21 protein-coding genes are annotated in these 24,922 nt (G+C 38.9%); 5 read left to right on the plus strand and 16 right to left on the minus strand.

The annotated features are described in order from the left end of the window. Positions 1 to 75: 75 nt before the first annotated feature. The 6 genes from ccoS to ilvA all read right to left on the minus strand — a co-directional run bounded on the left by ccoS (position 76) and on the right by ilvA (position 6,215). Entirely contained in the window at positions 76 to 342 is a 267-nt protein-coding gene (ccoS, locus tag AC21OH_RS02195; RefSeq protein WP_486535938.1) for a cbb3-type cytochrome oxidase assembly protein CcoS, read from the minus strand. Between the two features lie 225 nt (positions 343 to 567). Then, complete coding sequence (locus tag AC21OH_RS02200) at positions 568 to 1,527, minus strand: YdcF family protein (protein ID WP_487370625.1); 960 nt, start codon at positions 1,525 to 1,527, stop codon at positions 568 to 570. 485 nt (positions 1,528 to 2,012) lie between these two features. Next, positions 2,013 to 3,089: a UDP-N-acetylmuramate dehydrogenase gene (gene murB, locus AC21OH_RS02205; RefSeq protein ID WP_487370624.1), complete on the minus strand. Its 1,077-nt coding sequence runs from the start codon at positions 3,087 to 3,089 to the stop codon at positions 2,013 to 2,015. 293 nt (positions 3,090 to 3,382) lie between these two features. Next, positions 3,383 to 3,883: a low molecular weight protein-tyrosine-phosphatase gene (locus AC21OH_RS02210; RefSeq protein WP_487370623.1), complete on the minus strand. Its 501-nt coding sequence runs from the start codon at positions 3,881 to 3,883 to the stop codon at positions 3,383 to 3,385. Between the two features lie 239 nt (positions 3,884 to 4,122). Continuing rightward, positions 4,123 to 4,563 carry an RNA-binding S4 domain-containing protein gene (locus AC21OH_RS02215; RefSeq protein WP_487370622.1) on the minus strand — a complete coding sequence of 147 codons (441 nt, stop codon included), beginning with the start codon at positions 4,561 to 4,563 and terminating at the stop codon, positions 4,123 to 4,125. Between the two features lie 98 nt (positions 4,564 to 4,661). Then, a complete protein-coding gene (gene ilvA / locus AC21OH_RS02220; protein ID WP_487370621.1) occupies positions 4,662 to 6,215 on the minus strand; it encodes a threonine ammonia-lyase, biosynthetic in 1,554 nt (517 codons plus the stop codon). Positions 6,216 to 6,449: 234 nt separating this feature from the next. Between ilvA and rpiA the strand changes: the two genes are divergently transcribed. Both rpiA and AC21OH_RS02230 read left to right on the plus strand, forming a co-directional pair. Further along, on the plus strand, positions 6,450 to 7,109 hold the full coding sequence (rpiA, locus tag AC21OH_RS02225; RefSeq protein WP_487370620.1) for a ribose-5-phosphate isomerase RpiA: 660 nt from the start codon (positions 6,450 to 6,452) through the stop codon (positions 7,107 to 7,109). Positions 7,110 to 7,256: 147 nt separating this feature from the next. After that, positions 7,257 to 8,093 carry an alpha/beta fold hydrolase gene (locus tag AC21OH_RS02230; RefSeq protein WP_487370619.1) on the plus strand — a complete coding sequence of 279 codons (837 nt, stop codon included), beginning with the start codon at positions 7,257 to 7,259 and terminating at the stop codon, positions 8,091 to 8,093. 123 nt (positions 8,094 to 8,216) lie between these two features. Here the strand turns inward: AC21OH_RS02230 and argF are convergent, their stop codons facing one another. The 6 genes from argF to AC21OH_RS02260 form a co-directional block, all read right to left on the minus strand. Then, a complete protein-coding gene (argF, locus tag AC21OH_RS02235; protein WP_486535930.1) occupies positions 8,217 to 9,137 on the minus strand; it encodes an ornithine carbamoyltransferase in 921 nt (306 codons plus the stop codon). Between the two features lie 123 nt (positions 9,138 to 9,260). Further along, the gene (alr, locus tag AC21OH_RS02240) at positions 9,261 to 10,418 is read right to left on the minus strand and encodes an alanine racemase (protein WP_487370618.1); all 1,158 of its coding nucleotides are present in this window, start codon (positions 10,416 to 10,418) and stop codon (positions 9,261 to 9,263) included. 223 nt (positions 10,419 to 10,641) lie between these two features. After that, the gene (locus tag AC21OH_RS02245; protein WP_487370617.1) at positions 10,642 to 12,285 is read right to left on the minus strand and encodes an ABC1 kinase family protein; all 1,644 of its coding nucleotides are present in this window, start codon (positions 12,283 to 12,285) and stop codon (positions 10,642 to 10,644) included. A 311-nt stretch (positions 12,286 to 12,596) separates the two neighbouring features. Beyond that, on the minus strand, positions 12,597 to 13,313 hold the full coding sequence (locus AC21OH_RS02250) for a ubiquinone biosynthesis accessory factor UbiJ (protein ID WP_487370616.1): 717 nt from the start codon (positions 13,311 to 13,313) through the stop codon (positions 12,597 to 12,599). Between the two features lie 88 nt (positions 13,314 to 13,401). Beyond that, positions 13,402 to 14,517, minus strand: a complete 1,116-nt coding sequence (ubiE, locus tag AC21OH_RS02255) for a bifunctional demethylmenaquinone methyltransferase/2-methoxy-6-polyprenyl-1,4-benzoquinol methylase UbiE (RefSeq protein ID WP_487370615.1) — start codon at positions 14,515 to 14,517, stop codon at positions 13,402 to 13,404. Positions 14,518 to 14,822: 305 nt separating this feature from the next. After that, the gene (locus tag AC21OH_RS02260) at positions 14,823 to 15,497 is read right to left on the minus strand and encodes an FFLEELY motif protein (protein ID WP_487370614.1); all 675 of its coding nucleotides are present in this window, start codon (positions 15,495 to 15,497) and stop codon (positions 14,823 to 14,825) included. A 640-nt stretch (positions 15,498 to 16,137) separates the two neighbouring features. Here AC21OH_RS02260 and AC21OH_RS02265 point away from each other — a divergent pair. Together AC21OH_RS02265 and AC21OH_RS02270 are read left to right on the plus strand one after the other, a co-directional pair. Beyond that, positions 16,138 to 17,835, plus strand: a complete 1,698-nt coding sequence (locus AC21OH_RS02265) for an ATPase (protein ID WP_487370613.1) — start codon at positions 16,138 to 16,140, stop codon at positions 17,833 to 17,835. A gap of 279 nt (positions 17,836 to 18,114) precedes the next feature. Continuing rightward, positions 18,115 to 19,722 (plus strand): inorganic phosphate transporter, encoded by a 1,608-nt coding sequence (locus tag AC21OH_RS02270; RefSeq protein WP_487370612.1) that lies wholly within the window; start codon positions 18,115 to 18,117, stop codon positions 19,720 to 19,722. Positions 19,723 to 19,886: 164 nt separating this feature from the next. On the opposite strand, the gene AC21OH_RS02275 is transcribed toward AC21OH_RS02270, so the two are convergent. Next, the gene (locus AC21OH_RS02275) at positions 19,887 to 20,402 is read right to left on the minus strand and encodes a hypothetical protein (protein ID WP_486535922.1); all 516 of its coding nucleotides are present in this window, start codon (positions 20,400 to 20,402) and stop codon (positions 19,887 to 19,889) included. Between the two features lie 426 nt (positions 20,403 to 20,828). Between AC21OH_RS02275 and AC21OH_RS02280 the strand changes: the two genes are divergently transcribed. Beyond that, entirely contained in the window at positions 20,829 to 22,829 is a 2,001-nt protein-coding gene (locus tag AC21OH_RS02280; protein WP_487370611.1) for a DHH family phosphoesterase, read from the plus strand. Positions 22,830 to 22,939: 110 nt separating this feature from the next. Here the strand turns inward: AC21OH_RS02280 and AC21OH_RS02285 are convergent, their stop codons facing one another. The 3 genes from AC21OH_RS02285 to AC21OH_RS02295 form a co-directional block, all read right to left on the minus strand. Beyond that, positions 22,940 to 23,614 (minus strand): trimeric intracellular cation channel family protein, encoded by a 675-nt coding sequence (locus AC21OH_RS02285; protein ID WP_487370610.1) that lies wholly within the window; start codon positions 23,612 to 23,614, stop codon positions 22,940 to 22,942. Positions 23,615 to 23,684: 70 nt separating this feature from the next. Continuing rightward, entirely contained in the window at positions 23,685 to 24,320 is a 636-nt protein-coding gene (locus AC21OH_RS02290) for a trimeric intracellular cation channel family protein (protein WP_486535919.1), read from the minus strand. Between the two features lie 158 nt (positions 24,321 to 24,478). Continuing rightward, complete coding sequence (locus AC21OH_RS02295; protein ID WP_487370609.1) at positions 24,479 to 24,898, minus strand: ClpXP protease specificity-enhancing factor; 420 nt, start codon at positions 24,896 to 24,898, stop codon at positions 24,479 to 24,481. Positions 24,899 to 24,922: the final 24 nt, after the last annotated feature.

Raw genomic sequence — 24,922 nt, forward strand, 5'->3', positions numbered from 1 at the left:
ACCGAGTTTAATTACCCTATAAATTCACCCAAATCGTTTTGGGTGTATATAAACTAAAATAGACTCAATAAAGTCTTAAAAACGGGTATCGCCGACATCTTTATCTTTTGACGTTTCAATCGATGCATTATCTTTAGACTGATTTGTAGAGGTAGGTTTGGCCTTAGTAACAGGTGTTTTGCTTAAAGATTGACGACGATCTTGCTTGTCGTCAAGGATTACCCGTTGTGCTGCATTGTCTAAGTCGTCGAATTGATTAGATTTAACCGCAAAGCGCACGGCCCAAATACCAACCACAAAAAGCATCAAACTAAGCGGAATTAGCAAATATATACTGACCATATCAAGCCACCTTGTTTAAGTCATGCGACATACGACATTCATAATCTTTATGAATAAAACCTAACTTTTTTCAAAATTTATAATTAAATCTTATAGGTAAGTTTTATAAACAGATAGCTATTATACCGTTTTTTTAAACACATGCGTCTTAGTTTAGACAACCCTATGGTTTAGGATAAAAGCAGTGTATTGGCTCTTGATTAAGGTTACTAAAATGTATACATGCTAAAAAGTCTTTAAGCTGTCAGGTTTTCGGCTACGTCGTAGGGTATCAAAACTAACTTCATTCGCTGTACGGCAGTTTTTTTGCGGAAAAAACACATCACGTGTATAAGCGGCTAATTCATATACGGTACGTCTGGAATGTTGTGCGTTATTGATTGGGTCAAGCCAGCCTTTATTAAATGGAAGTTTAGAAGGAATCGGTGAGGTATGGATGTGATTTAGGGCAAACTGGCGCCGAGCGCGTGGCATATGATACGCATCTGTAATTAAAAATACATCTTCCAGATTAAGTCGTTTTGCGGTAAAGCGTGCATTTTCGCAGGTATTCATACTGGCATTTTCGGTTATTGTATTGTCAATACCGTAACTTTTGAGCCAATCCTGCATCCATGCTGCCTCTACTCCTGTCAATACGATAGGCAAGGGGTTTTTATTATAGTGCCTCATTACCGTATGCATACGTATTAAGCTGTACTCGTTAAGCACGATATTGTTGGTCTGAGGATGACGCAGAGTAGAGGGTAGGGGTGAATGTTTTTGAGACTCATCCTCATTAGTAGTCATTACGTTTGACGTATTAGAGGATGAAATTGAAGATTTAATTTGGCGGGTATTTGACTTAATTTCTAGCGATGTATTATTAGTACTAGCGTCATTGCCTTTATTATTCTTATTGTTAATGGGCTCATAAATATCGTCGCGACTAGTTTCACGATTTGCTTCGGTAAGCCCGCCACCAAGTACCACATAGGCAGTTGGCTGATGATTAAATGTAAGGTCTATATCAATAGCATTACTTGTCGACGTATCAGGGGTAGGTGCGGCATCATTATTGCCAGATATGCTATTTGCGGTTGGATGTATAACAGATTTACTACGATGAGCCACATGCGGTACGGGTAGGGCGTTTAATATCCTTAAGCCTACTGCTGAGAAGATAGGCGTATAATAGCTGATCATAACGATGAGTCCTATTAATAAAGCAGTGAAGGTGAATCTCACGATCATATTAATAGTTTGTTTTAGCAGCTTACGCATTGAATAGGGTACCAATATATTAGGGACTGTATAGAATTGCTTAATTAGGACTGCTGATAGTTACCAATTAATCCAAGCTGTGTTCCAAACTAGTCGTAAACCGCCGATAATGCCCGAAGCGTATTGGACCTTATCTAGGTTTACAACAACGTTTATGGCAATTTTAGGATCAGCCTTGTGAACGGTTCTCGAGCAAAGCACTGCTTTGCCCGTTCGCAAGGCGAGAGCTATGCTCGAGGGTGCAGGGATATTTTATGCCAATATATTTGGACATTCAATAATTAAGGGTTCTAAATTAGAACGACTAAGCTGCTAAAATTTCCCTGCATATTGCCTAAAAAATAGCCTCTGCCAGTTCCATGAATCAATTCTATACAGTCCCTAATCTACAATAATCTTAAATTGGGTTAACAACTGCTCTGATTGCCTAACGTATCTACCCATACAGGCTCACGTTCCAAAGCAATATCAAATTTTTGCTGAATAGCCCGTTGAATAAATTGCTGCGTGGCTAAAATATCGGACTGGTCTGCTGGTACATTATTCTCTGTGCTGTGATTAACCAGTACCAAAGCCTGTTTGGTATGCGTTAAGATAGGTTCTATTCCTCTACCTTTTAAGCCTGCGGTGTCAATTAGCCATCCTGCAGCAACTTTTGTGCGGTCGTTATCTATAGGATAACCCACGATAGTTGGATATTTAGTCTTTAGATTTAGATAGTGAGTGTTATCAATGATAGGATTCTTAAAATAACTACCGCAATTAGGTAAAAAGCTTGGGTCAGGTAACTTAGATTGACGAATAGTGATAATAGCGTGCATAACATCAAGTGGGGTAGGCGTGGCCCGCGAATTGGTGTGGGCTAGCTCTAAAGCCAACTTGGAAACATCACCGTAGTTAGCATTGATTTTACGAGTGTCTTTATGCAACCTAATGCCGACACGAGAGATGAGCCAGTCACCAGATTCACGTTTAAATTTGCTATTGCGATAATCAAACTCACAGTCATCAGTGGAAAGCTTATACCAACGAAGGCTTGGTATATGAAACGCTTTGACTTGGGTAATACAATCTTCAAGTTGCACCCCATAGGCACCTATATTTTGAACAGGGGATGCGCCCACAAGTCCTGGGATAAGGGCTAAGTTTTCAAGTCCATACCACCCTTGATTGACAGTATGTACGATCATTTCATGCCAGTTCTCACCGCTCATTACTTCAATATCAATATAATCTTGGGTGTTGTTAACTATATGCAGACCTTTAAGATCTGGATGTATGACCACTGCATTTAACTTTGAGGGTAGTATTAAATTACTACCGCCCGAAAGTATAAAGGTGGAAGACTTTGATTGATGATAGGTTTCAAATACGGCTTCAATGTCTGATTCATCTTTTAAAGTTATCAGTTTATCTGCCAAACATGACAAGCGCATGGTATTAAATGGCATTAAATTAACATGATTCTGTGTCTTTAAAGACATAGTATAGCTCAGCAGTTGACTAGGTAAGCTTAATCGAAAGTAACGTTTTACAATAAGGTGCGAACGTTAACTATTAGATGCTTAACAAATAATAAGTATGTAAATAAATAAACGTAAAAGATTTAACCAAGAATTATTCAAATAGTTATAAAACTAATAAAGCGTTTATTTTATAACATTATGCAACGACTATACCAAGCTAATATATTTTGGGTTAGCACTGAACTAAATTCGCAACGCTCCAGGTTAGGAATGATCTAGTTTAGCTAAGTAAAGCTATGATATAAAAGTAGTTAATTTTTCCAGACATCTATCCATGCATCTACAGATGATTCTACCATCTTAATAACTTCTTCAAAACCGTCTTCACCGCCATAATAAGGATCTGGCACATCTTGATTAAGGTAGCTGATATCTTCGCCACTCATAAGCGCTAAACGACCAATACGTTTGTTTGGATTGTTTTGTACGGCCGATTCTCTAATACGCTCTAAGTCTTTAAGATTCTGTGAATCCATAGCTAATATAAGATCGAATTTATAAAAATCTTGTTCTGTAACCTGCCGAGCGACCAAGCTGCTAATGTTATAACCATGTTGCTTGGCATGCTTTTGGGCGCGTTCATCAGGATGTTTACCGATATGCCAATCACCAGTACCAGCTGAATCAATGTTGATAGACAGTCCAGCTAAAGCTGTACGCTGCCTCATAATGCCTTCAGCGGTTGGCGAACGACAGATATTACCCAAACATACGAGCAAGACAGACTTAGGTATGGCATCAGCTTGAGACATAATTAACCTTAATAATAAATGATTGAGATCTTTTAAAAACATTAGCTATTCTATCAATCTTAAAGATTAAACGGTATAAATAATAAAGACTATAAAAATATAATTTGCTGTTTATTGATTAATTGAAATAAATCTTTAGACTTATTCGCTAAACTCAATGGTTAAGCTCATTGGTTAAGCTCATTTGCTATTCAATCAAAAGGTTAGATAAAATGACATTAGCTAAATAGTTCTAATAATCACTTGTCTGAGTTATATTTAAAACGCTGTAAATGGCGGCGCTGTTTTTTATTAGGCTTCGTGTCAGGACGGGCCAGATTAGCAAGCTTTCTTTGCTCCGCATAATATTCACGTCTACTAATGCTTTCATCCGTCTCTTCGTATAACGTCTGTGCAACAGTAGCATTACCGCGCTGAACCGACAGGCCTTTGACGACCACTGTCTTCTCTGTCATCGCGGTGGCTGAGCCTTGACGAATGGTAAGCTCATCACCAATACTGATCTCTTTACTGGTTTTGACACGGCTACCATCATAATGCACCTTACCCCCTTCAATGGCTTGTTTGGCGAGGCTTCGCGTGCGATAAAACCGCGCCGCCCATAGCCATTTGTCTAGGCGAACTTTATGAGCTTCGGCAATTTGACTTATAGCTGTTTTAGATATGGTTTTTTTAGACATAGCTTTTTTAGGTTCTCACAGTTCAAAATATACTATTAATTTATACCACGCTATAGACATTGATTTATATAAAAGGATGAAAGAACGGCCCTAAATCGCTACTTTAGGAATAATTGATATCCTACATTATCAGTGACTGGTCGGCAGTCATACCCAATATCTTGTAAGGTGCCTTGTAGCTCACGAGTATTAGTATCTGACGCTTGAAGACCTACCAAAACCCGTCCATCGGCGGCGCCATGATTTCGATAATGAAATAAGGTAATATTAAAGTCTTGACCCAGTTTTTCTAAAAAGTTCAATAATGCGCCAGGTCGCTCTGGGAAAGCAACTTTAAAAAGCTGCTCATCTTCGACATTGGCATGTCCGCCAATTAAATAGCGAATATGGGTTTTTGCAATATCATCATCGGTCAAATCGTGTGCATCGTAGCCTGATCTCTCCAAAGATTGAGCGATGGCATGTCTTTCTACATCACCTTCTTTTAGAGCAATACCAACGAATATTGAGGCTGGTTGCAAAGAATCTGGCGCTTTATTGCTCCTAGCACGATAGTTGAACTCAGTAATGTTACGCCCTTTTAAGCTACGACAGAACTCAAGGAATGCACCGGTACGCTCAGGTATCGTCACTGCAAAAATAGCTTCTTTCTTTTCGCCAATTTCTGTACGTTCAGCAATATAACGTAGGCGATCAAAATTCATGTTTGCACCGCAGACAATACCGACGCAGTTTTTATTGGTCAAATTGTGCGCATTTAGAAACTTTTTCATACCTGCGATAGCTAACGCTCCAGCCGGTTCTACGATACTACGATTTTCTTCAAATACATCCTTAATCGCCGCACAAACCTCGTCATTGGTACACGTAACAACGTCAGGCTCGACAATCTTTCCTGAGCCATTACTTTTATCTAGATTAACTACTTCAAACGGCAATTCGCCAATTTGAGCTACTGCGACACCATCCACAAACAAACTTACTTGTGGCAGCTTAACACGCTCATTGGCTTCAAGTGCAGCCTTTAAACACGCTGAACCTTCAGGCTCAACAGCAATCACCTTAACATGCGGCGCAACTTCGCCCAAAAATGCAGCAACTCCTGCTATGAGCCCACCGCCGCCAACCGCAACAAATACATATTCCATATCACGCCACTGTTGTGATAATTCAAGCGCAATAGTCCCTTGCCCTGCAATCACTAATTCATCATCGTATGGCGGTATGTAGGTCAACCCTTCATCTTGAGCTTTTTTAATCGCATATTGATTGGCGCTATCAAAGCTATCCCCATATAGGTCAACATTACCGCCTAGTACTTTCACCGCTTCAACTTTAATCTCGGGCGTTGTTGTGGGCATGACAATGATATTGTTAAGGCCAAGTTTGGACGAGGAATAGGCTACCCCTTGAGCATGGTTACCAGCGGAGGCACAAATAACGCCTCTAGACTTTTGCTCATCATTAAGTTGGCTAATACGATTATAAGCGCCACGGAGTTTAAAAGAAAAAACGGGCTGCAAATCCTCTCTTTTTAAGCGAATATTATTATTGAAACGCGCAGAGAGTTTCGGTGCATAATCAAGCGGAGTATGTATCGCAGCTTCATATACCGTTGCTTGAAGAATATTACGGACCCACTTTGAAAGCATATTTGTTCCTGAACATTAACTTGAAGAAGTTGATAGTTTAAAATTATATATTATAGGAGGGGTAAGCCTATTCTGTTTTTTAAAATCGTGCAAGGTCTACACCTAAATAATTAGTCATATAATGGCATTAGAGTCTGTTGAACATCATATTAAGATATAATATGTTTAATTCTATACAGCTTTGAATCTATCAATACCTATTAAAATCTTAAAAAATTCATTATAAGGGCAGTCATGAGTCATCAACAGCAGCTAAAGCAGCAGGTCGCACAAGAAGCAATTCGTTATATTCAAGATGGCATGATTCTGGGTGTGGGGACAGGAAGTACCGTCAACTGTTTAATAGATTTATTGCCGCAAGTAAATTTAAAAGGTGCTGTAGCAAGCTCTCAAGTAACGCAAGAAAAGCTTGAAGCGTTAGGTATAGAAGTGATGGATTTAAACTTCGTAGGAGAGCTGGATTTATATATAGATGGGGCCGATGAGGTAAATCCCAATTTGCAGCTCATTAAAGGTGGGGGCGGGGCGTTAACCCGCGAAAAAATTGTCGCAGCGGCGTCAAAAGAGTTTATATGTTTGGTCGATGAGAGCAAAATGGTGACTCAATTAGGGCGAGAGTTTCCTGTACCCATAGAAGTCTTACCACAAGCGCGTTCTTATGTGGCACGAGAATTGGTTAAGCTTGGCGCAGACCCCGTGTATAGAGAAGGGTTTGTTACAGATTATGGCAATCTTATTTTAGATACTTACCAGCTTGAGATAGACACTGCAGCCAACATGGAGAGCACCTTGAATAATATCGTTGGGGTAGTTTGCAATGGTATATTTGCAGCAAATCAAGCTGATAAATTATTAGTTGCTAAAACCGCTGGCGTAGAGACGTTGACTAGGTAGTCGTTATCTTCGGTTATCCCTATAGATTTGAGTTGCTATAGTTCATTCGTAGCATCTATTAGTATAGCTGCATTATTTTCAAGAAACTCCTGATGAGTTTTTTGATTTAGTTTATTCAATGCTTCATAAGGTAAGGATACCAAAAATATGCCAAAGATAACGATCAATAACGCTAAAATTTATTATGAAGACAGTGCGCCGGAACAAAATGAGCTGCCTGCCGATCAGCGTAAGCCAGTAATGATGTTTGCTCATGGGCTGCTTTGGGGTACACATATGTATGATAAGCAAGTCGCGCATTTTAAAGAGGATTACCGCTGTATAGCTTTTGACTTTAGAGGGCAGGGTAAGTCAGAAGTGACCAAGACTGGGTACGATATGGATACCCTTACTGATGATGCTATTGCACTGCTAGAAGCGTTGGATATTCAAAAATGTCACTTTATTGGGTTATCAATGGGTGGCTATGTCGCACAGCGCGTCGCCTTAAAACGCCCAGATTTACTAGAAACACTTATGCTACTAGATACTGGCGCAGAGGCTGAAAACCCTGTTAAGAAAGTAGATTACGAAAAGTTAATTAAAGTGATTGGTCTTGTCGGTATAAGAGATTTTATTGGCAAGAAAATCATAGACATCATGTTTGGTAAAACATTTATTAATGATAAGTCTCGTAGAAAAGAGCTTAAAAAATGGAAGAAATTTCTCAAAAACAATAATAAAAAAGGCGCTGTTAAAGCAACTCGCGGTGTGATAGATCGAGAAGAGGTGTTGAGCCGATTGCCTCAAATAGATCTGCCAACGCTCATTGTTGTCGGTGATGAGGATGTGCCAACGCCATACCCAGAAGCTCAAAAAATGCATTTTGCAATTAAAGGGTCTAAGCTTGCGGTTATTAAGGGGTCTGGACATACTACGACAGTAGAAGAACCGGAGCAGCTTAATAAAGTGATTGAGACCTTCATTGAACTACAAGCGGGTTAAAGTAGACAGCCTCTAGTTTTGATAAACAAATCAGACCAAGCATAGCTTGGTCTGATTTGTTTATACAATAAAGCTCTTTGTTAAATGCTTGCTATAAATCAGTATGAAAAATAAACTATAACATCAGCTGAGTTTAATTTTGTCTTTTAACAAAAACTCCATAAGCGCTTTTTGTGCATGTAGTCGGTTTTCTGCTTCGTGCCAGACAACAGAACGAGGGTCGTCTAATAAGTCGTGAGATATCTCTTCTCCTCGGTGCGCTGGCAGGCAATGCATGAACAGAACATCAGGGTCAGCTTTGTCTAGCATAGAGGGGGTAACTTGATAATTGGCAAAGCGTCTAGCCCGAGTCGCTTGTTCGTTCTCTTGACCCATACTGGCCCAGACATCTGTCACTATAAGATGCGCATCCTTTGCAGCATCTTGAACGTCATCTACCAAACTAACACAATGTTTGAACTTCTCCATCAATATTGGGTCTGGCTCAAAGCCGTAAGGAGTGGCCACTCTTAGCTCAAATCCAAATTGGTTCGCCGCCATCATGAAGGAGGAGCACATATTATTACCATCGCCTACCCAAGTGACTATCTTATCTTTAATACTGCCTCGATGTTCATAATACGTTTGCATATCAGCTAAAAGCTGGCAGGGATGAAAATCGTCTGTTAAGGCATTAATTATAGGCACAGAAGAATACTCTGCGAACGTTTCAACCATCTCATGTTCAAAGGTACGAATCATGATGATATCAACCATACTTGAGATGACCCTCGCAGAATCCTCAATGGGCTCACCGCGTCCAAGCTGGGTGTCTTTGGGTGATAAAAATATGGCATTACCACCAAATTGCCCCATACCTGTCTCAAATGAAATACGAGTTCGGGTAGATGATTTCTCAAATATCATACCCAAAGTACGTCCAATAAAGGGTTGGTAGACTTCACCAGCGTGTTGCATCTTACGCAGTTCACTCGCACGCTTTATGAGCGCTTTAAGCTCAGTGGGAGATAGGTCTAATAAGGTTAAAAAATGGCGCACGCTCATGAAATTCTCTTCATATAAATATGATTCAATAATACAGTTTTATATAGCAAATCAAACAGTATAGCGAAATTTATAAAGATGTGAAATATTTTGACCGTTTTAATATGAGGTTAACTCGAAAGTCTAAATCACATATCTTGTAGGACGCTGGGTCAATCGGCAAAATAGCTCGTAGCTTATGGTATTCGCATAGACTGCAATGTCATCTATACTAGGCTCATGAACCTTGTTGCCCCATAAGACAACGTCGCAAGCGTACTTAGGATTTGGAACATGAGTGAGGTCAATAGCGATCATATCCATAGCCACTCGTCCAATAACCGTGCAAGCATAATGTATATCATCTTGTATGACGCTGACCCATGCAGCCGTATCCAACACTCTAGGATACCCATCCCCATACCCGATACTTACGATACCTTTCACCATAGGTTTTAGAGCTTTAAAGCAGCTACCGTAGCCTATAGGAGTGCCCTTATCAATAGGATGTATAGCCATTAACTTTGCTTCAAGTCGCATGGCTTGAATGAGTTCTAAATCAGCTGCATTTAATGACGATATGGGCGAGCTACCGTATAACATAATTCCGGGTCGTACCCAGTCATAATGACATTCTGGAAAATTAATAATACCTGCTGAATTGCATAGCGATGCTTTTATAGGTTTATTAAGCTTCGAGCGCAATTTTGTAAGCACTTGATAAAATATTTTAATCTGATCATTATTTAGAGGATAGTCTTTTACATCCGCGTTTGCAAAATGGCTAGTTAAGATAATCTCATAGCCTGCATCAGATAATTTGCTAGCTACTGTTTCAATACTGTTAGCATTAAATCCCAATCGATTCATACCCGTATTCAGCTTAAGCCAAATGGTTCGGCTCTCCGGCTTTTTAGGTAATTGATTACTAGGCGAATGCTCGATAGATAAATGTTCACTAGGTATAGACTTTAGCGCCCATTCTAGTTGATGATTATTATGGATTAAACACTGGCAGTCGGCGTCAATAGCCTGATGCCATTCGTCTTCACTAAACACGCCTTCAATAAGAATTAGAGGCTTTATCCAGCTCAATTGACGAATCTGTTGAGCTTCTTGGAAGCTTGCCACACCCAGACCATCTGCGTTAGCAAAAGCGGTTATACAGTTTTCGATGCCATGACCGTAAGCATCGGCTTTTACCATGGCTAATATTTTTGTTGTTTTAGGTATGTTGCTTCTTATTTGATTAAGATTATGTGCAAGTGCAGCGGTGTCAATTGTAATAGTAGCGGTTCGCATCAAGTATCACCAAATGAATTTTATCGGTTAATAACCTATATTTTGTAACCTATATATAGTCAAATAAGTCTAATATGGTTACTAAGCAACCGAATATAAGTACTACTCAAGTAGGCTTAACGAGGATACTATCGTAACCGTTTAGTAGTTCGCTAACTATATTTAGCGCATGAACTAACAGACCCGAATCAAAGAACTAATATTAGTAAATTCTATATAGCCTCTAGTTCACGATACGCCATAGCACGATCAATATAGCTATAAAATAAAATAGCGGGGATAGCCATCCTATAACTTGGGTGGCTATAGCAATGCTAATGCCAAAGCCTAGTAGAGCCATCCAATCCAGTCGTCTATTATTTAATATATCAGCGCGAATGCTTTGAATTTCACGCAATTGTTGGTCTTGTCTTGATCCTAATGACGCCATACTTTGTAAGCTTTGATCAACCAGTTTGGGCAATTGAGTTGTGGAAAGCATCAGTTCAGGCAACTGCTCGCGTATCTCTCGCATATTGCGGGCAGGGTCAAGTTGCTCCTTAACCCAGCCAGTTAAAATAGGCTTAGCAAGAGACCAAATATCAAGATCAGGGTACAAGTCTCTACCAAGACCTTCGACATGAACCAGTGTCTTAAGCAATAACATTAGCTGGGGAGGTATACTCATATGGTGGCGACGGGCAATATCTAGTATCTCCATTAGTACACCAGCAAAGTCAATTTCATTTATAGGTTTTAGCACCATGGGTCCAACCGTGCGGCGCATGTCACGAGTTAGGGCGTGTTTATCTGTATTAGGCGGGATCCAGCCAGCTCTGCTAACGATATCAACTAAATTAGAAAAATTATTATTCATAACCGCTAATAGCATACGTGCCACTATCATTTGGTCATCGCGGGATAATTCGCCCATTATGGCGCAGTCGAGACCTATATAGCGTGGATAATAACGATAAGGTTCGGGCGCGGTATCTGGAAGGGTCTCAACAAACACATTACCAGGATGCATATCGGCATGAAAAAAATTATCACGAAAGACTTGGGTGAAAAATATCGTTAACCCTTTCTCAGCCAATGCCGCGCGATCATAGCCTTTTTCATCAAACACATGCGTTTGAGAGATGGGTACACCGCTGATACGTTCCATAACCATGACATTTTTAGACGCCATATAAACTTCTGGGACATACATCATCGTTGAGCCAAGAAAGTTATTGCGCATCTGCGTAGTGTTGTCAGCTTCATACGTCAAATCCAGCTCATTTAGCATAATTTGACGGTAATCTTCAACAATATCGATAATATGAACTGCACGAGCTGCTTCAATGCGCGCGGATGCCCATTGCGCTAAGTCGCGCAATAATTCAAAATCTTCAATAATGCGATCACGAATATCAGGTCTAACTACTTTTACCACCACCTCTCGTCCATCATGTAGTGAGGCGGTATGTACCTGTGCAATAGAAGCGGCGGCTAATGGCTTAGTATCAAAACGTCTAAATAGCTCGTCGATGCTCTTACCTAACCCATTTTTATTACTTTCAATCTGTTCTATAGCTGTCTCTACGCCAAAAGGTTTTACCCTGTCTTGAAGTTGTACTAGCTGTTCAATAATGTCAGGCGTCACTAAGTCACGCCGTGTAGAGAGCAGTTGACCCAATTTAAGAAACAAGGTCCCCATCTCTTCGAGCGAAAGCTTCACACCATTGGGATGATGTTTTTTACCCCAAGCGCTGGGATGAGTTTTAATAAGCCTAGCAGCAGGTTGTAACTGAGGGGCATCTTCTATAGGAAGGTGCGTATCAAGGCGATATTTGGCAGCAATTTGCCACAATTCCATCAGACGTTTGCGATGAGTTAACAGCATAATAAGAGACATTCACTAAGACATATTTGATGAGCATTATCATATCATGCTCATGCGAATATAAGAATAAAGGTTAATAGGTTTTAAGCCAATAAATTAAATATAAAGCTAAAAAATTAGATAAAAAAGGGTTATCATCCGTATGGACTGATAACCTATTAATTCATTAGAGTTTCTATAAATGATTAAAGACTTAAATCGTTGACACTAGATTCTATTAAACATTAACTGAAGTTGAACGTTAGCTTAAGTAGATTGAGCATCAATCACTGTACTTATTGCTGTTCTTATCGCTGTTCTTTTTACTTTCATTATTGATGACCTTTAAGACGCTCTTGCTCGGCTTTAATCATAGCCAAACGGGCCTCTTCGCGCTCAACATCTGCTCGAAGCTTTAGCAATTGCTGTTTCAAATCATTCACTTCTTGTTCAACAACAGGGTCCTGAGGCGCGTTGCCAGCAACATTATTAGCCCAATCAGCCACGTCGTTAAAAGCATGTTTTGCAGTATGTGCTACATTCCCTTTTAAGGAACGAATAAGTAAATTTAGTTGAATCGCTAGTGGGGTACCAATCAATGGCTCAAGCTGAGATGCAATATCAGGGTTAAAACCAGATATAAGCTGCTTGACCTGCATCAAAACTTTGTAGTCGCCTTCAATAGGTAGGTTACCACTTGTATCGCGCATAAGGTTTAAGAGTTCAGCGATATTATCAATATTAATAGTACAATCTGGTTGGGTATGACCTACCTTAACGTGTTGTTGACGCGCATAACTACGTTCGCTATCCGTATCATTATCTGCATACGTGGCGGTTTCAAACACGCTATCATGAATTTGGCTCACGGGTTCCAGACGAATATGGTCCTCATTGAATAACACATCAATACTAACCTTTGGCATAGCAAGATTTAATCGCAAGACTTTACCAGACAATGGTGTTAGTCCAGATTTAGTAATATTGTCACTCAATAATGCAAAGTTAACGAGCTTTTCAATACCTGCTAAAAGCAAAACCGTTATCATATATATACCTGAATTAAAATGAATTGAATCATAGTCTTAATGTGTAAGACATAGTGTAAATCTAAGCGCATAAAGCTTTTTTCAAAAGCTACTGCTTAAAGCCGCGGTGCACAGCGACGATACCAGCCGTTAGGTTATGATAATCACAGTTTACAAACCCAGCATTTTGCATCATGTTTTTTAGGGTTTGTTGATCTGGATGCATACGAATAGATTCAGCAAGATACTGATAGCTTTCAGAATCATTTGCAACTATTTTGCCCATTAATGGCAAAGCTGTAAATGAATACAGATCATACGCTTTAGATAAAGGCTCAAACACAGGTTTTGAGAACTCTAAAATAAGTAACCGTCCACCTGGCTTAAGTACACGGTACATGGAGCGAAGCGCAGCCTGTTTGTCGGTGACATTTCGTAGTCCAAAGCTTATAGTTAATAGATCAAAACTATTGTCTTCAAAGGGCGCTAAAGTTTCAGCATTTGCTAATACAAAATCAACATTGTTACATCCCGAATTGATGAGTCTTTCACGGCCAACATCAAGCATGGCAGCATTGATGTCTGAGAGGACAACCTTACCGGTTCTACCTACTTCCTTACTAAACGCTTTGGCCAAATCTCCAGTACCGCCAGCAATATCCAATACATGCTGACCTGCACGCACACCTGATAAGCTTATCGCATAGCGTTTCCATAGGCGGTGAATACCAAAGGACATCAAATCATTCATGATGTCGTATTTCTGCGCAACGGAAGTAAACACGTCTGCCACGCGGGCTTGTTTTTCAGCTTTTTTTACTTTTTTGTACCCAAAGTGCGTTTCTTCTAAGCCATCGGTATCTGCAGTATGCGGATTATTGATATCATCTTTCTCATTGAACTTCGCATAATCAGATTGACCCGTTTCTGCACGAATAGACGCCTGCTGATTAGCTTGAGCTCTCGTGTCGTGACTGGATGTGGTTGATGTACTAGAGGTATAAGGACGTGTGGTTTGCTGACCCTGAGGAGTTCCTGCTGGTAAGTCATCTACACTGCTAAATTGGTCATTTAAGACAGTTTGATGCTCGTCTGTAGGTTGAAAAGATTGTTTCACTTTGCCGTTTAGCTCATCATTATGTTTGATGGATTCTTTAACCAATTTATCTTGAAGACTGGCAGTATTGTCATCAGAAGTATTGGTAATATTGTTTTGTTGATTCATTATGGATCCTGATTAAATATAATAAGAACGTAAGGCTAAGGTTATAAACGAATACTTAGCCATTGACCAAGCTTTGATTTGTAGGGATGTACTGTCTAAAATAGGTTATTAGATGGCATTGTATTAATACCCTATAAAAGCCTTAATAATATTTTGTTTTTATATTAATATTGACAGTGAACTGATAGATCAATGATACCTCAAATGGATGGAAGATGCTTATGGTTCTATTGGAAATTTAGCCTATAGTACTTTGAACCACAAGCCACACTGTCTTAATTATCGTTCGTTAAGTCGGCGCTCATTTAGCCATGTACTTCATTGATTATCTCAAGTTCACGCTTACAAAACGGATCGATAAAGTTTTTAACACTTTTAAGAGGTTTCATCGCATTTAGACCAGATTCAATGAAATTATATAAGGGTTGTAGATTGTGCTTGTAAGCAGATTTTTTGGTGAGCTTAAAAACTTTATGTAATATAAAAGAATTTAGATATTTGTCGCTTCGGTAGCACACCTGTCTTAAGTCTTCTATTTGTTGTTTGCGCGCACTGGATGAGTCAACTGCTCTATAGGCTTCATGCATATTGGTTTGATTCACTTCCAGATTATTCTCAAGTAACCATTTCGCCAGATCTACATCAAGTTTAGTCGAGTTGATGGCAGTGCGAATACCCAGTACGCCCGTTTCTAGAGCGGTAGCAGGGGCAATCTTTTCTACCTTTTTAGCTTTTGGTAAAATCTTTTCAAGTTGTTGGATGACTTCATTTAACGAGTCACCGCCATACAGATTGTTTAAAAAATAGTCTGCCATGAGTCTGTTTTTAGGTTGTGAGAATAACTCGCTATGGGTATTACTAATACGCTTTTTTTGCCATGTTTGAACCTCATGTAACTTAGCGTTGAGCTCAGGGTTATGATGATGGGGAAGGTTCCAATATTCTTTAATATCCTCACTTAGCTCAGTTAATGCAGTCATATACTATCTCCAAATTTAAAAGGGTTAAAATAGAGTTAGGCTAACAGTTCATATCAACTTACAGCTGATAAAATATGTTTAGCAGACCCTAAATACAAAATTTCAAATAACAAATACTAAATAACTAACGTCAAATAACAAACGACAAATAACGAACATTAAATAATTAGCATCAAAATTGTTATCACAATCACTAAAACAATTGTGAAATAGTTTAAAGCTGTTGATAAATTATCATATATTAAGTGGTGCAGAACTTATATTTCAAATAAGTAAACATATAAACATTGCCCAAATTGATTACTATTTTATATTAAATAGCATCATGCATAAATTAATAAAATAATTTAACTAGGGTCATATAGCCTCACACCTCTAAATATGATTTAGTAGGACAATATAAAAACCTATTAGTTGGCAACTGCAACTTAATGGGCATATATAAATTCTTTAATAAATTAGAGCTAAATTCTCTATGCTAAATTGTATGCAGTAAAACCAACACATTAAAGCGCTATACTTGAGAGATATTTCTTCAAAAGTATAGATAAAGATCTATTGATAGAAACTATAAATTAACTCTATCCATTAATAACTATAAATTAATAACTATAAATTAATAACTAATCAAGGAAAACATATGTCTAGTAATGACAATACTCAAATCGTTGATGCCATACTGGGAGCTGATCCTTTGAGTAAATTTCATATGGATGAAAATACGCTTCGACTGGAGCTGGTTAAAGCTCAATATGCACTGCGTGAAACACGCCAAGAGGGTCAAGAGACTGGTCTGCTAGTACTGGTAAATGGTATGGAGTTTTCAGGCAAAGGTGCTGCGGTTACTCAATTAAGAGAATGGGTTGACCCTCGGCTATTAAATGTTGAAGCAACCATTGGTACTGTACCAAGCCTTAGTGAACCTATATGGCAAGCACATGCCACAAAGCTTCCTAGGCACGGAAACATTACAGCTTATTTTGGAAATTGGTATGCAGACCTAATTGTGGGCGCTATGCAGCTTATGAAAACTGAGGCGGAAAATAAAAAAGACAATAAAGACAAAAAAGATAAAAAAGGTAAAGAGGTTAAGGGTAAAAAGGATGAGATAGATACATGGGCGGCATATATTTTAAAACAGCTGAGTGTTTTATCTGAATTTGAAGCTCAATTATCTAACAATCATACCAAGATATTGAAATGTTGGTTTCACATCGATGAAGATACTTTGAAGGATAGATTGAAAGATGCGAAAGAAGATCCGCATTGGCTATATCAAATGGACTGGAATAGTAAAAAACAAGTAAAACGCTTTAATAAAATAGCCAAAGTGATTTTGAGTCATCAATCAGATTGGGTCGTCATCGATGGTAGCGATAAAAGAAATAAACACGATAAGAAAGTTAAATATAAAGATATAGGATTTAATAAAGAGGCGAATATTCAATTTTGCCATGAGGTTTTGCAAGCGACTCAAACCGCTTTATTAAGTAGTCATCAAAGTGACAGTAAGCATCCTATTATCGATCATGTAAAACGAAATATTAATGCCGCTTTTTCATGGACCGATATACCAGACAAATTAACAGATATCGATGATCCAGATATGGATAAATCCGATTATCAAAAAGCGCTTGCTAAAAAACAGTCAAAGTTTGCTGAATTAATCAGAACAAGAAACAACAATAAGAATGACGACTCAGACCAGTCATCGCACCATGTGATATTTGCATTTGAAGGTATGGATGCAGCTGGAAAAGGAGGAGCAATTAAACGCTTAGTGTCTTCTTTAGATCCACGCGAGTACCAAATATATAATATTTCCGCACCCAATAACATTGAGCTGCAACATCCGTATCTGTGGCGTTTTTGGACCCGTTTACCAGAGACTAGCCCTTGTTTTAAAGATGAGCGATTAAGCCGGGTGGCTATTTTCGATAGAACTTGGTATGGACGTGTCTTGGTAGAGCGTATCGAGGGGTTTGCAAGCGATGCGGCGTGGCAAAGAGCGTATGATGAAATCAATAAAATGGAGAGAGACTTAGCTGATAAAGGAACCATAATTATTAAGTATTGGCTTGCCATAGACAAACACGAGCAGCTCGAACGGTTTGAAGATAGGAAAGAGACCCCACACAAACAGTTTAAATTAACCGATGATGATTGGCGTAACCGGGATAAATGGCATGATTATGTGCAAGCGGCCGCAGATATGCTGGCTCGTACCAATACTAAATATGCTCCATGGCACGTAGTAGCGACCAATGACAAACGTACTGCACGCCTAGCTGTTCTGGATCATGCTATCGCTCGACTAGAAAAAGCGCTTGGAGAATAGCGCGTAAAACAGTTGTTTCAAGTTTGATTTATCAAAGGTATAATATGTATAATTTATGTTGAGGGTTGATTGAGAACCCTATATGTTGACGGTTAATTGAGAACCTTGATCGTTAGGTAAATTCGCGTCACTCTAGTGATCGCTTTGACTGAGCAACATATTAAGCATATGAAGAATCTATAAATATTAAACTGTTTTATTTATACATTTGAATTTTCATTGGAACCCCGAAATATCGGGGTTTTTAATTATTTATCATCTGATTGGCTAAGAAATCCCATGCTTCCACAGACAACTACGCCGGGTAAGACTCAATACCACGGTTCTAAGAAGGCGAATATTCTATTCGGTCTGTTTCTATTTGCTGTCACCGCTTTTTTTATGTGGTGGGGCTTGGATTATACAAACCATAACCAAGTCATGTTGTTTATCGTTGCCACTTTATTTGGCATCTTTATGGCATTTAACATTGGCGGTAACGATGTGGCCAATTCTTTTGGTACATCAGTAGGGGCGGGCACGCTATCTATCCCCCAAGCACTTGCAGTTGCTGCTATTTTTGAAGTGTCTGGAGCGGTTATCGCAGGTGGAGAGGTGACGGACACCATCCGAAAAGGTATTGTCGATTTAGATGGCCTAATGGTAACCCCTAATCAGTTCATTTACGTGATGTTATCTGCATTAATTGCGGCAGCGTTTTGGTTATTATTTGCAACTAAAAAGGGATTGCCCGTATCTACCACGCACTCAATCATCGGTGGCGTCGTCGGCAGCTCCATAATCATGGGTATTCAAATTGGTGGTACTGATTTAGCACTAAGCACCGTTAAGTGGGATCAAGTTGGTCAAATAGCGTTGTCATGGGTCTTGTCACCTGTACTCGGTGGGGTGTTGGCTTATATATTATATAAACAGATTAAAATTAATATCTTAGGCTATAACGACCGTGTAGAGGATAGAGTTAAAGAGCTTAAGGCAGCAAAAAAATCACTTAAAAAGCGTCACAAAGAGTGGGTGAGTCAACTAGCTGAATCCCTTCAAATTTCTTATACCTCCAAAATGGTTCGTGACCAAGAGATATATAAAGATGAAGATACAGAGCGTGATGACTTAGAAACGGATTACTATCAAGAGCTTTATGATATCGAACGTGAAAGATCTAATATCGATACCTTAAAAGCTTTGCGTAATTGGATGCCCTTAGTGGCCGCTCTTGGCGGTGTGGTTATGACCGCTATGGTTGTGTTCAAAGGTCTAAAAAACATAGATATGAGTGTATCTACGTTAACTAGCGTGCTGCTCATGTTCATGATTGGCGCGCTGATCTGGCTTACTACCTTTATTTATACTAAAAGTATCAAAGGCAAGCATAAAGAAGACTTGACCCGAGCCACTTTCATCCTGTTTAGTTGGATGCAAGTGTTTACAGCTGCAGGCTTTGCCTTTAGTCATGGTGCAAATGATATTGCAAACGCGGTTGGACCGTTTGCAGCAATTATGGATGTAATTCGTAATAATGCCATATCGTCTGAAGCCGCCGTGCCTGGTCCCGTCATGATTACATTTGGTGTGGCGCTAATCGTTGGCTTATGGTTTATCGGTAAAGAGGTGATTCAAACCGTTGGTACAAATCTTGCTAAAATGCATCCTGCGTCTGGCTTCTCAGCCGAACTATCCGCAGCTGCTGTGGTAATGGCGGCATCAATGCTAGGCCTTCCTGTTTCTAGTACTCACGTTTTAGTAGGGGCTGTACTTGGCATCGGTATGGTGAATAGAAATACCAACTGGGGTCTTATGAAGCCTATTGGCCTAGCGTGGGTTATTACCTTACCTGCCGCAGCAACGATGTCTATGATTAGCTATCTTATCCTTAGTAATATTTTTTAGTCTTTGATATTAAGTTTAACTTTTAGAGCTTCACTTTTTTTGATTTAACACTTAAGGCTCTAACACAAAAAGCCCTCAATATATTGAGGGCTTATAATATGCGAATAGTGTCACTCTCTAAATATAATGAGTAGAGATTAAGTAGTCAATTATAATGCTAAAAATTAAACATTATTACCATGTTGTTTGTTCTGAATTTTCTTAGCTAATTTGTAGCACTCGTTAATATGCTGAGTGGCGATACGCTTAAAAATCATATAGCCGATAGTAGCGGCGACTAATTGACCACCTAGTGGCACAAATTTAGTCACTTGTTTAGCAACAATACGACCACCATAGCCCTGTACCGTCTTCTTAACCACACCACGAGTTGCCATCAATCCTGCAAAGTCGACAGCACGATCTTTCATTTCTTTCCAATGAATTTCACGTGCTTGTATATCAATAGCAGATTCACGATCTGAGATTAATCCAAAACGTTCGCTAATCTCTGGTAACAATTGAGTTAATAGACTCGCATCAATAGCTACATCAAGAAAAGGAACCGGTATGACTGCTGCACCAGCAGAATACTTTGCACGAGATTTAACCAGTTCAAGGCATTCTTTTCTTACTTTATCTAAATCTAAATCTGGATCAATAGTATCTGGTAGTTTTTCTGCGGCTGGTACTGTTTTCATAGATTGTCCTTATATCGTTTAATTAAAATAGTAGGGTGATAAATAAAATTTTAACTTTTCTGAAATCTACCTATCATTATCAAACTTGTTGAACCTACAACTTATAGTATTTAAATCGTTATAGCGTTTAAACTCGTTTTTATAAATATGCAAATTTCAGTCTTGGTACAACGTAAATTGAAGACATGCACTCTGAACTAAAGCAAATTGTCATTATTGCAAAATAATAAAACAATAGACATATTAAAATGCATATGAATAATATTAAATTTTAATAGAACTAGATACACTGACAAGATGAAGTTTGTATCTATCGCTCTTTGAAGGATAATTTTTTGTAAATATACTATTGTTTTCTATAAGCTTTTTAATTATAAAGTATTGTCTCAATTCAATTCAAATTTCTAACAATAGATAAGACCCCTTATGCTCAAGCTTTCAAATCGCTATACAGGCCAGTTACCCAAAGATCTACCCGACACCTTTAGAGGCCTTTACAACCAACATCCAACATTAGTACGTCTATTATTAGCCCGAGGCATCACTACGCCAATAGAGCTAGATTATTCTTTATCCAGTTTGCTGCCAGCTGATGGGTTATGCGATATTGATAACGCAGTCCAAATTTTGGATGATGCCATTGAAACGAATAAACGCATTTTAATCGTAGGCGACTTTGATTGTGATGGGGCAACGAGTACTGCATTGATGATGCGAGTACTAAGTAAGATGGGCGGCAATGTAGATTTCGTAGTACCTGATCGTTTCAAATACGGTTATGGTTTAACACCTGAAATTGTCCAGCTTGGTATTGATGATTTTGAGCCAGATGTCATTGTGACTGTTGATAACGGTATTTCAAGCCACGATGGTGTCAAAAAGGCTTTAGAGAATGACATAACTGTTATTATTACGGACCATCATCTAACGACTAAAAAAGCCCCTGACGCTCACGCTATCGTTAACCCGAATCAGTTAGACTGTAATTTTGAAAGTAAGTCCTTGGTTGGGGTGGGGGTAGCTTTTTATGTATTGGGCCGATTGTCAAAGTATCGACGGGATGCTGGGCGATCTAGTGTTCAAGTTAGTCAGTATTTGGATTTAGTGGCTTTAGGTACAGTCGCTGATGTCGGTATATTAGATTTTAATAATCGTACCCTTGTTAGTCATGGGCTGCAAGCCATTAAGATGGGTCGCTGCTCGGCGGGAATACTTGCCATACTTGAGATGGCAGGACGTGATCATAAAAAGGTAACTGTGCAAGATTTTGGCTTTGTTATTGGACCACGTATTAATGCTGCAGGTCGAATGGATAACATGCGAGTTGGTATAGAATGTTTGGTAACAGATGATATCAATATCGCTAGAAATTTAGCTTATCAGCTAGATAAGCTTAATAAAGAACGCCGAACAGTTGAAGGCGGTATGCGGCAAGAAGCAGATGCTATTTTAGAAGTATTGAAAAGCCACGATTCTAATACTAAAAGTATGCAGCCTAATTCAAATAATTTCGAAAGTGATGTAGAGTCCGAACTCAATAAGAGTACTGATTCTAAGGGTACTGGTTCTAAGAGTACTGATTCTAAGAGTACTGGTTCTAAGGGTACTGGCTCTAAGGGTACTGACTCTGGTTTAAAAGCCGAATCAACTTCAATTAGCGAATCTCAATCTAACCAAGCGTTAAGTAAGCCTGATATAGATAAAAAAGAAAATCAGTACAAAGAGTCAACACCTCGTGCGATGGTTTTATTCCAAGAAGAATGGCATCAAGGTGTCATCGGTATCGTCGCTGGACGTCTTAAAGAGCAATACTATCGGCCTACTATAATTTTTGCTCCTGCAGATACCGATAAAGTTCAAGATGAAGACCTCATTAAAGGTTCTGCGCGATCCATACCTGGTCTACATATTAGAGATGTTATTGAGGGTATAGCGGAGGCAGAGCCAGAATTAATAAGTCATTTCGGTGGGCATGCTATGGCGGCTGGTCTGACACTTCAAAAGAAAAATTTCGAATCATTTTCTAAGGCGTTTCATACCGCCATGCAGGAATTAGATGCTGAGATTTTTGAAGAAGAGAAATATACAGATGGTCAGCTTGATGCAGTGGACTTTAATCTTCAGTTTGCAGAGTTAATAAACAATCACTATATATGGGGGCATGGCTTTGTCGCCCCTCAATTTGATGGTGTGTTTGACATCTTAAACTTCCGTATTTTAAAAGACAAGCATCTTAAGTTATCTCTTAAATATCCAGGCGTTATGTATCCTATTGACGCCATATGGTTTAATTATGATGCCAAAGCGTGGGATTATAAAGCAAGTAAAGTACACATCTTATTTGAGCTGGACATTAATGAGTGGAATAGTCAAAAGAGTATTCAATTGATAGTTAAAGATCTTAACGTAGCGTCAACAACACCTTAATTGAGTAACCGCAAACAATGAATAGTCGATACAAATAATGTAAAAGCTAACTCATTCTGAATTTACCTTTCTTGCTATATATCTTGCTATATATCCTGCTATATATTTTGCTATTTAGTGCTGTAAAGCTCAATATCAGGAAACCGCCAATCGTAACGTATGGCTAATGAGCGAATGACAAAAATGGTCAACATAGTAAGAATTTCAGCAAGCCAGGTGTGTACACCAAATTTGGGCAAAATAAAGTAGAGACTGCCGCCAAGTAAGGCAGGCGTGATATATATCTCATGTTGTAGAACCAAAGGAATCTCATTACAAATCATATCGCGGATTATACCGCCGACAATTATCGTAATAACACCAAGCAGTAGAGACACTGCAATATTAGCCCCCATGCTGGAGGCGACTTTTATCCCAATGAGCGTAAATGCTGCAAGACCTATCGTATCAAAGAGCTTCAGTAGAGCATCTACATGGCGAGAATTAGGATGAAAAAATATCTGGAATGTAAGCGATGTAATGGTGATTACCACCAGATAATGCATATCCGTCATCCAAAATAAAGGATGACGGTCTAATATTACATCACGTACTGTACCACCACCTATGGCAGTCACCATAGCTACCAACAGACACCCAAATACATCAAACCTTTTATGCTTGGCAAGTATAGTGCCTGAAATACTACAGGCTACGATACCTATCATATCGAAGGTAAAAATAAGTGAGTTAGGGTCAAAGGAGGTGCTTAAGGTTTTAGTCAAGTCGCTAACATAAGTAAGCATGAATGGTTGTACCTTGTTCAACTAACACATGGCGCTTAAGAATTATCTATACCTTATCGTTCTACATAAGCTATTTGACTAAACGTATAGAGGGTAGGTGCCAATCAAAAACAATGGCCAATATTCTGACTAAAAAGATAAAGCCCAATGTTAATAGATCATTTATACCAGGGTCTAGACCAAAATGCGCCATCATAAAGTAAAAACATGAGCCTAAAACACTGGCGGTGATGTAAATCTCTTTTTGCAAGACTAAGGGTATTTCATTACAGATAATATCACGTATAAGTCCACCCACAATGGCGGTACAAACGGCCATTAATACTGCAATTACCAGATCGACTCCTTGGGATAAAGCAACTTTTAAACCAATCACACTAAATGCTGCCAGCCCAACTGCATCAAATAATTTAACAGCATTATCTATCTTATGATACAGATGAAAGAATATCTGTAAGATCAGTGAAGTTAAGGTGATGACAATTAAGTAATTTAAATCTGTCATCCAAAATAGGGGATGACGATCTAACACTATATCGCGAATAGTACCGCCACCAATGGCATTTGCCATAGAGACTAAGATACAGCCTGCAATATCAAATCCTTTATGCTGCGCCAATAATGTACCTGCTATCGCACAAGCAACAACGCCAACCATATCGAAAAGATAAATTAACATGTCAGGATTTATAAAATAATTGGGCATGTTTGGTCACATTAGCTAAGTGGTAGAACGTATCGTTTAAGCGTCGAGGTAGAGAGTATTGGTATAGAGTATTGGTATAGAGCACCGTGTTTAGATTTTAAACAAATTAAAAGGCCCCTTTATCAAGAGACCTCCTATTCTATACAGACCCTCGTAACTTATTTCAAAACACGTAAACCGGGTTTGTTTTCAGGTTTGGGTTTATTTTTTTGAGCGCTGACCGACTCTTCCGAGGTATAGTTTTCATATTCATTTGGATCAAAAGGCATAATAATATTTTGATTTTCTTTAGCGAATATCGCCATTACAGCTTGCATAGGTATCCATAACTCTCGTGAAACGCCACCAAAGCGGGCTGCAAAACTTATAAAATCATTAGTGATGTTCATATTGCCAGTCGCTCTACCTGCTATATTTAAGACAATCTGTCCATCTTGCACGTGTTCTGTCGGAATAATTAAATTATCTTGAGTAGCATCCACTAACAAATATGGCGTTAAGGCATTGTCCTCTAACCATTCGTAGAAAGCTCGAATCATATAAGGACGGGTAGGGGTAAGGTTTAATTCTTCTGACATATTAAATTCTTCTTAAGATAACGA

It is taken from the genome of Psychrobacter sp. CX10 (assembly GCF_057621575.2).

What these genes read in the sequence shown, in the direction of transcription:
- ccoS (WP_486535938.1), bottom strand. Translation starts at nt 342, where the DNA reads ATGGTCAGTATATATTTGCTAATTCCGCTTAGTTTGATGCTTTTTGTG.
- AC21OH_RS02200 (WP_487370625.1), bottom strand. Translation starts at nt 1,527, where the DNA reads ATGATCAGCTATTATACGCCTATCTTCTCAGCAGTAGGCTTAAGGATA.
- murB (WP_487370624.1), bottom strand. Translation starts at nt 3,089, where the DNA reads ATGTCTTTAAAGACACAGAATCATGTTAATTTAATGCCATTTAATACC.
- AC21OH_RS02210 (WP_487370623.1), bottom strand. Translation starts at nt 3,883, where the DNA reads ATGTCTCAAGCTGATGCCATACCTAAGTCTGTCTTGCTCGTATGTTTG.
- AC21OH_RS02215 (WP_487370622.1), bottom strand. Translation starts at nt 4,563, where the DNA reads ATGTCTAAAAAAACCATATCTAAAACAGCTATAAGTCAAATTGCCGAA.
- ilvA (WP_487370621.1), bottom strand. Translation starts at nt 6,215, where the DNA reads ATGCTTTCAAAGTGGGTCCGTAATATTCTTCAAGCAACGGTATATGAA.
- rpiA (WP_487370620.1), top strand. Translation starts at nt 6,450, where the DNA reads ATGAGTCATCAACAGCAGCTAAAGCAGCAGGTCGCACAAGAAGCAATT.
- AC21OH_RS02230 (WP_487370619.1), top strand. Translation starts at nt 7,257, where the DNA reads ATGCCAAAGATAACGATCAATAACGCTAAAATTTATTATGAAGACAGT.
- argF (WP_486535930.1), bottom strand. Translation starts at nt 9,137, where the DNA reads ATGAGCGTGCGCCATTTTTTAACCTTATTAGACCTATCTCCCACTGAG.
- alr (WP_487370618.1), bottom strand. Translation starts at nt 10,418, where the DNA reads ATGCGAACCGCTACTATTACAATTGACACCGCTGCACTTGCACATAAT.
- AC21OH_RS02245 (WP_487370617.1), bottom strand. Translation starts at nt 12,285, where the DNA reads ATGCTGTTAACTCATCGCAAACGTCTGATGGAATTGTGGCAAATTGCT.
- AC21OH_RS02250 (WP_487370616.1), bottom strand. Translation starts at nt 13,313, where the DNA reads ATGATAACGGTTTTGCTTTTAGCAGGTATTGAAAAGCTCGTTAACTTT.
- ubiE (WP_487370615.1), bottom strand. Translation starts at nt 14,517, where the DNA reads ATGAATCAACAAAACAATATTACCAATACTTCTGATGACAATACTGCC.
- AC21OH_RS02260 (WP_487370614.1), bottom strand. Translation starts at nt 15,497, where the DNA reads ATGACTGCATTAACTGAGCTAAGTGAGGATATTAAAGAATATTGGAAC.
- AC21OH_RS02265 (WP_487370613.1), top strand. Translation starts at nt 16,138, where the DNA reads ATGTCTAGTAATGACAATACTCAAATCGTTGATGCCATACTGGGAGCT.
- AC21OH_RS02270 (WP_487370612.1), top strand. Translation starts at nt 18,115, where the DNA reads ATGCTTCCACAGACAACTACGCCGGGTAAGACTCAATACCACGGTTCT.
- AC21OH_RS02275 (WP_486535922.1), bottom strand. Translation starts at nt 20,402, where the DNA reads ATGAAAACAGTACCAGCCGCAGAAAAACTACCAGATACTATTGATCCA.
- AC21OH_RS02280 (WP_487370611.1), top strand. Translation starts at nt 20,829, where the DNA reads ATGCTCAAGCTTTCAAATCGCTATACAGGCCAGTTACCCAAAGATCTA.
- AC21OH_RS02285 (WP_487370610.1), bottom strand. Translation starts at nt 23,614, where the DNA reads ATGCTTACTTATGTTAGCGACTTGACTAAAACCTTAAGCACCTCCTTT.
- AC21OH_RS02290 (WP_486535919.1), bottom strand. Translation starts at nt 24,320, where the DNA reads ATGCCCAATTATTTTATAAATCCTGACATGTTAATTTATCTTTTCGAT.
- AC21OH_RS02295 (WP_487370609.1), bottom strand. Translation starts at nt 24,898, where the DNA reads ATGTCAGAAGAATTAAACCTTACCCCTACCCGTCCTTATATGATTCGA.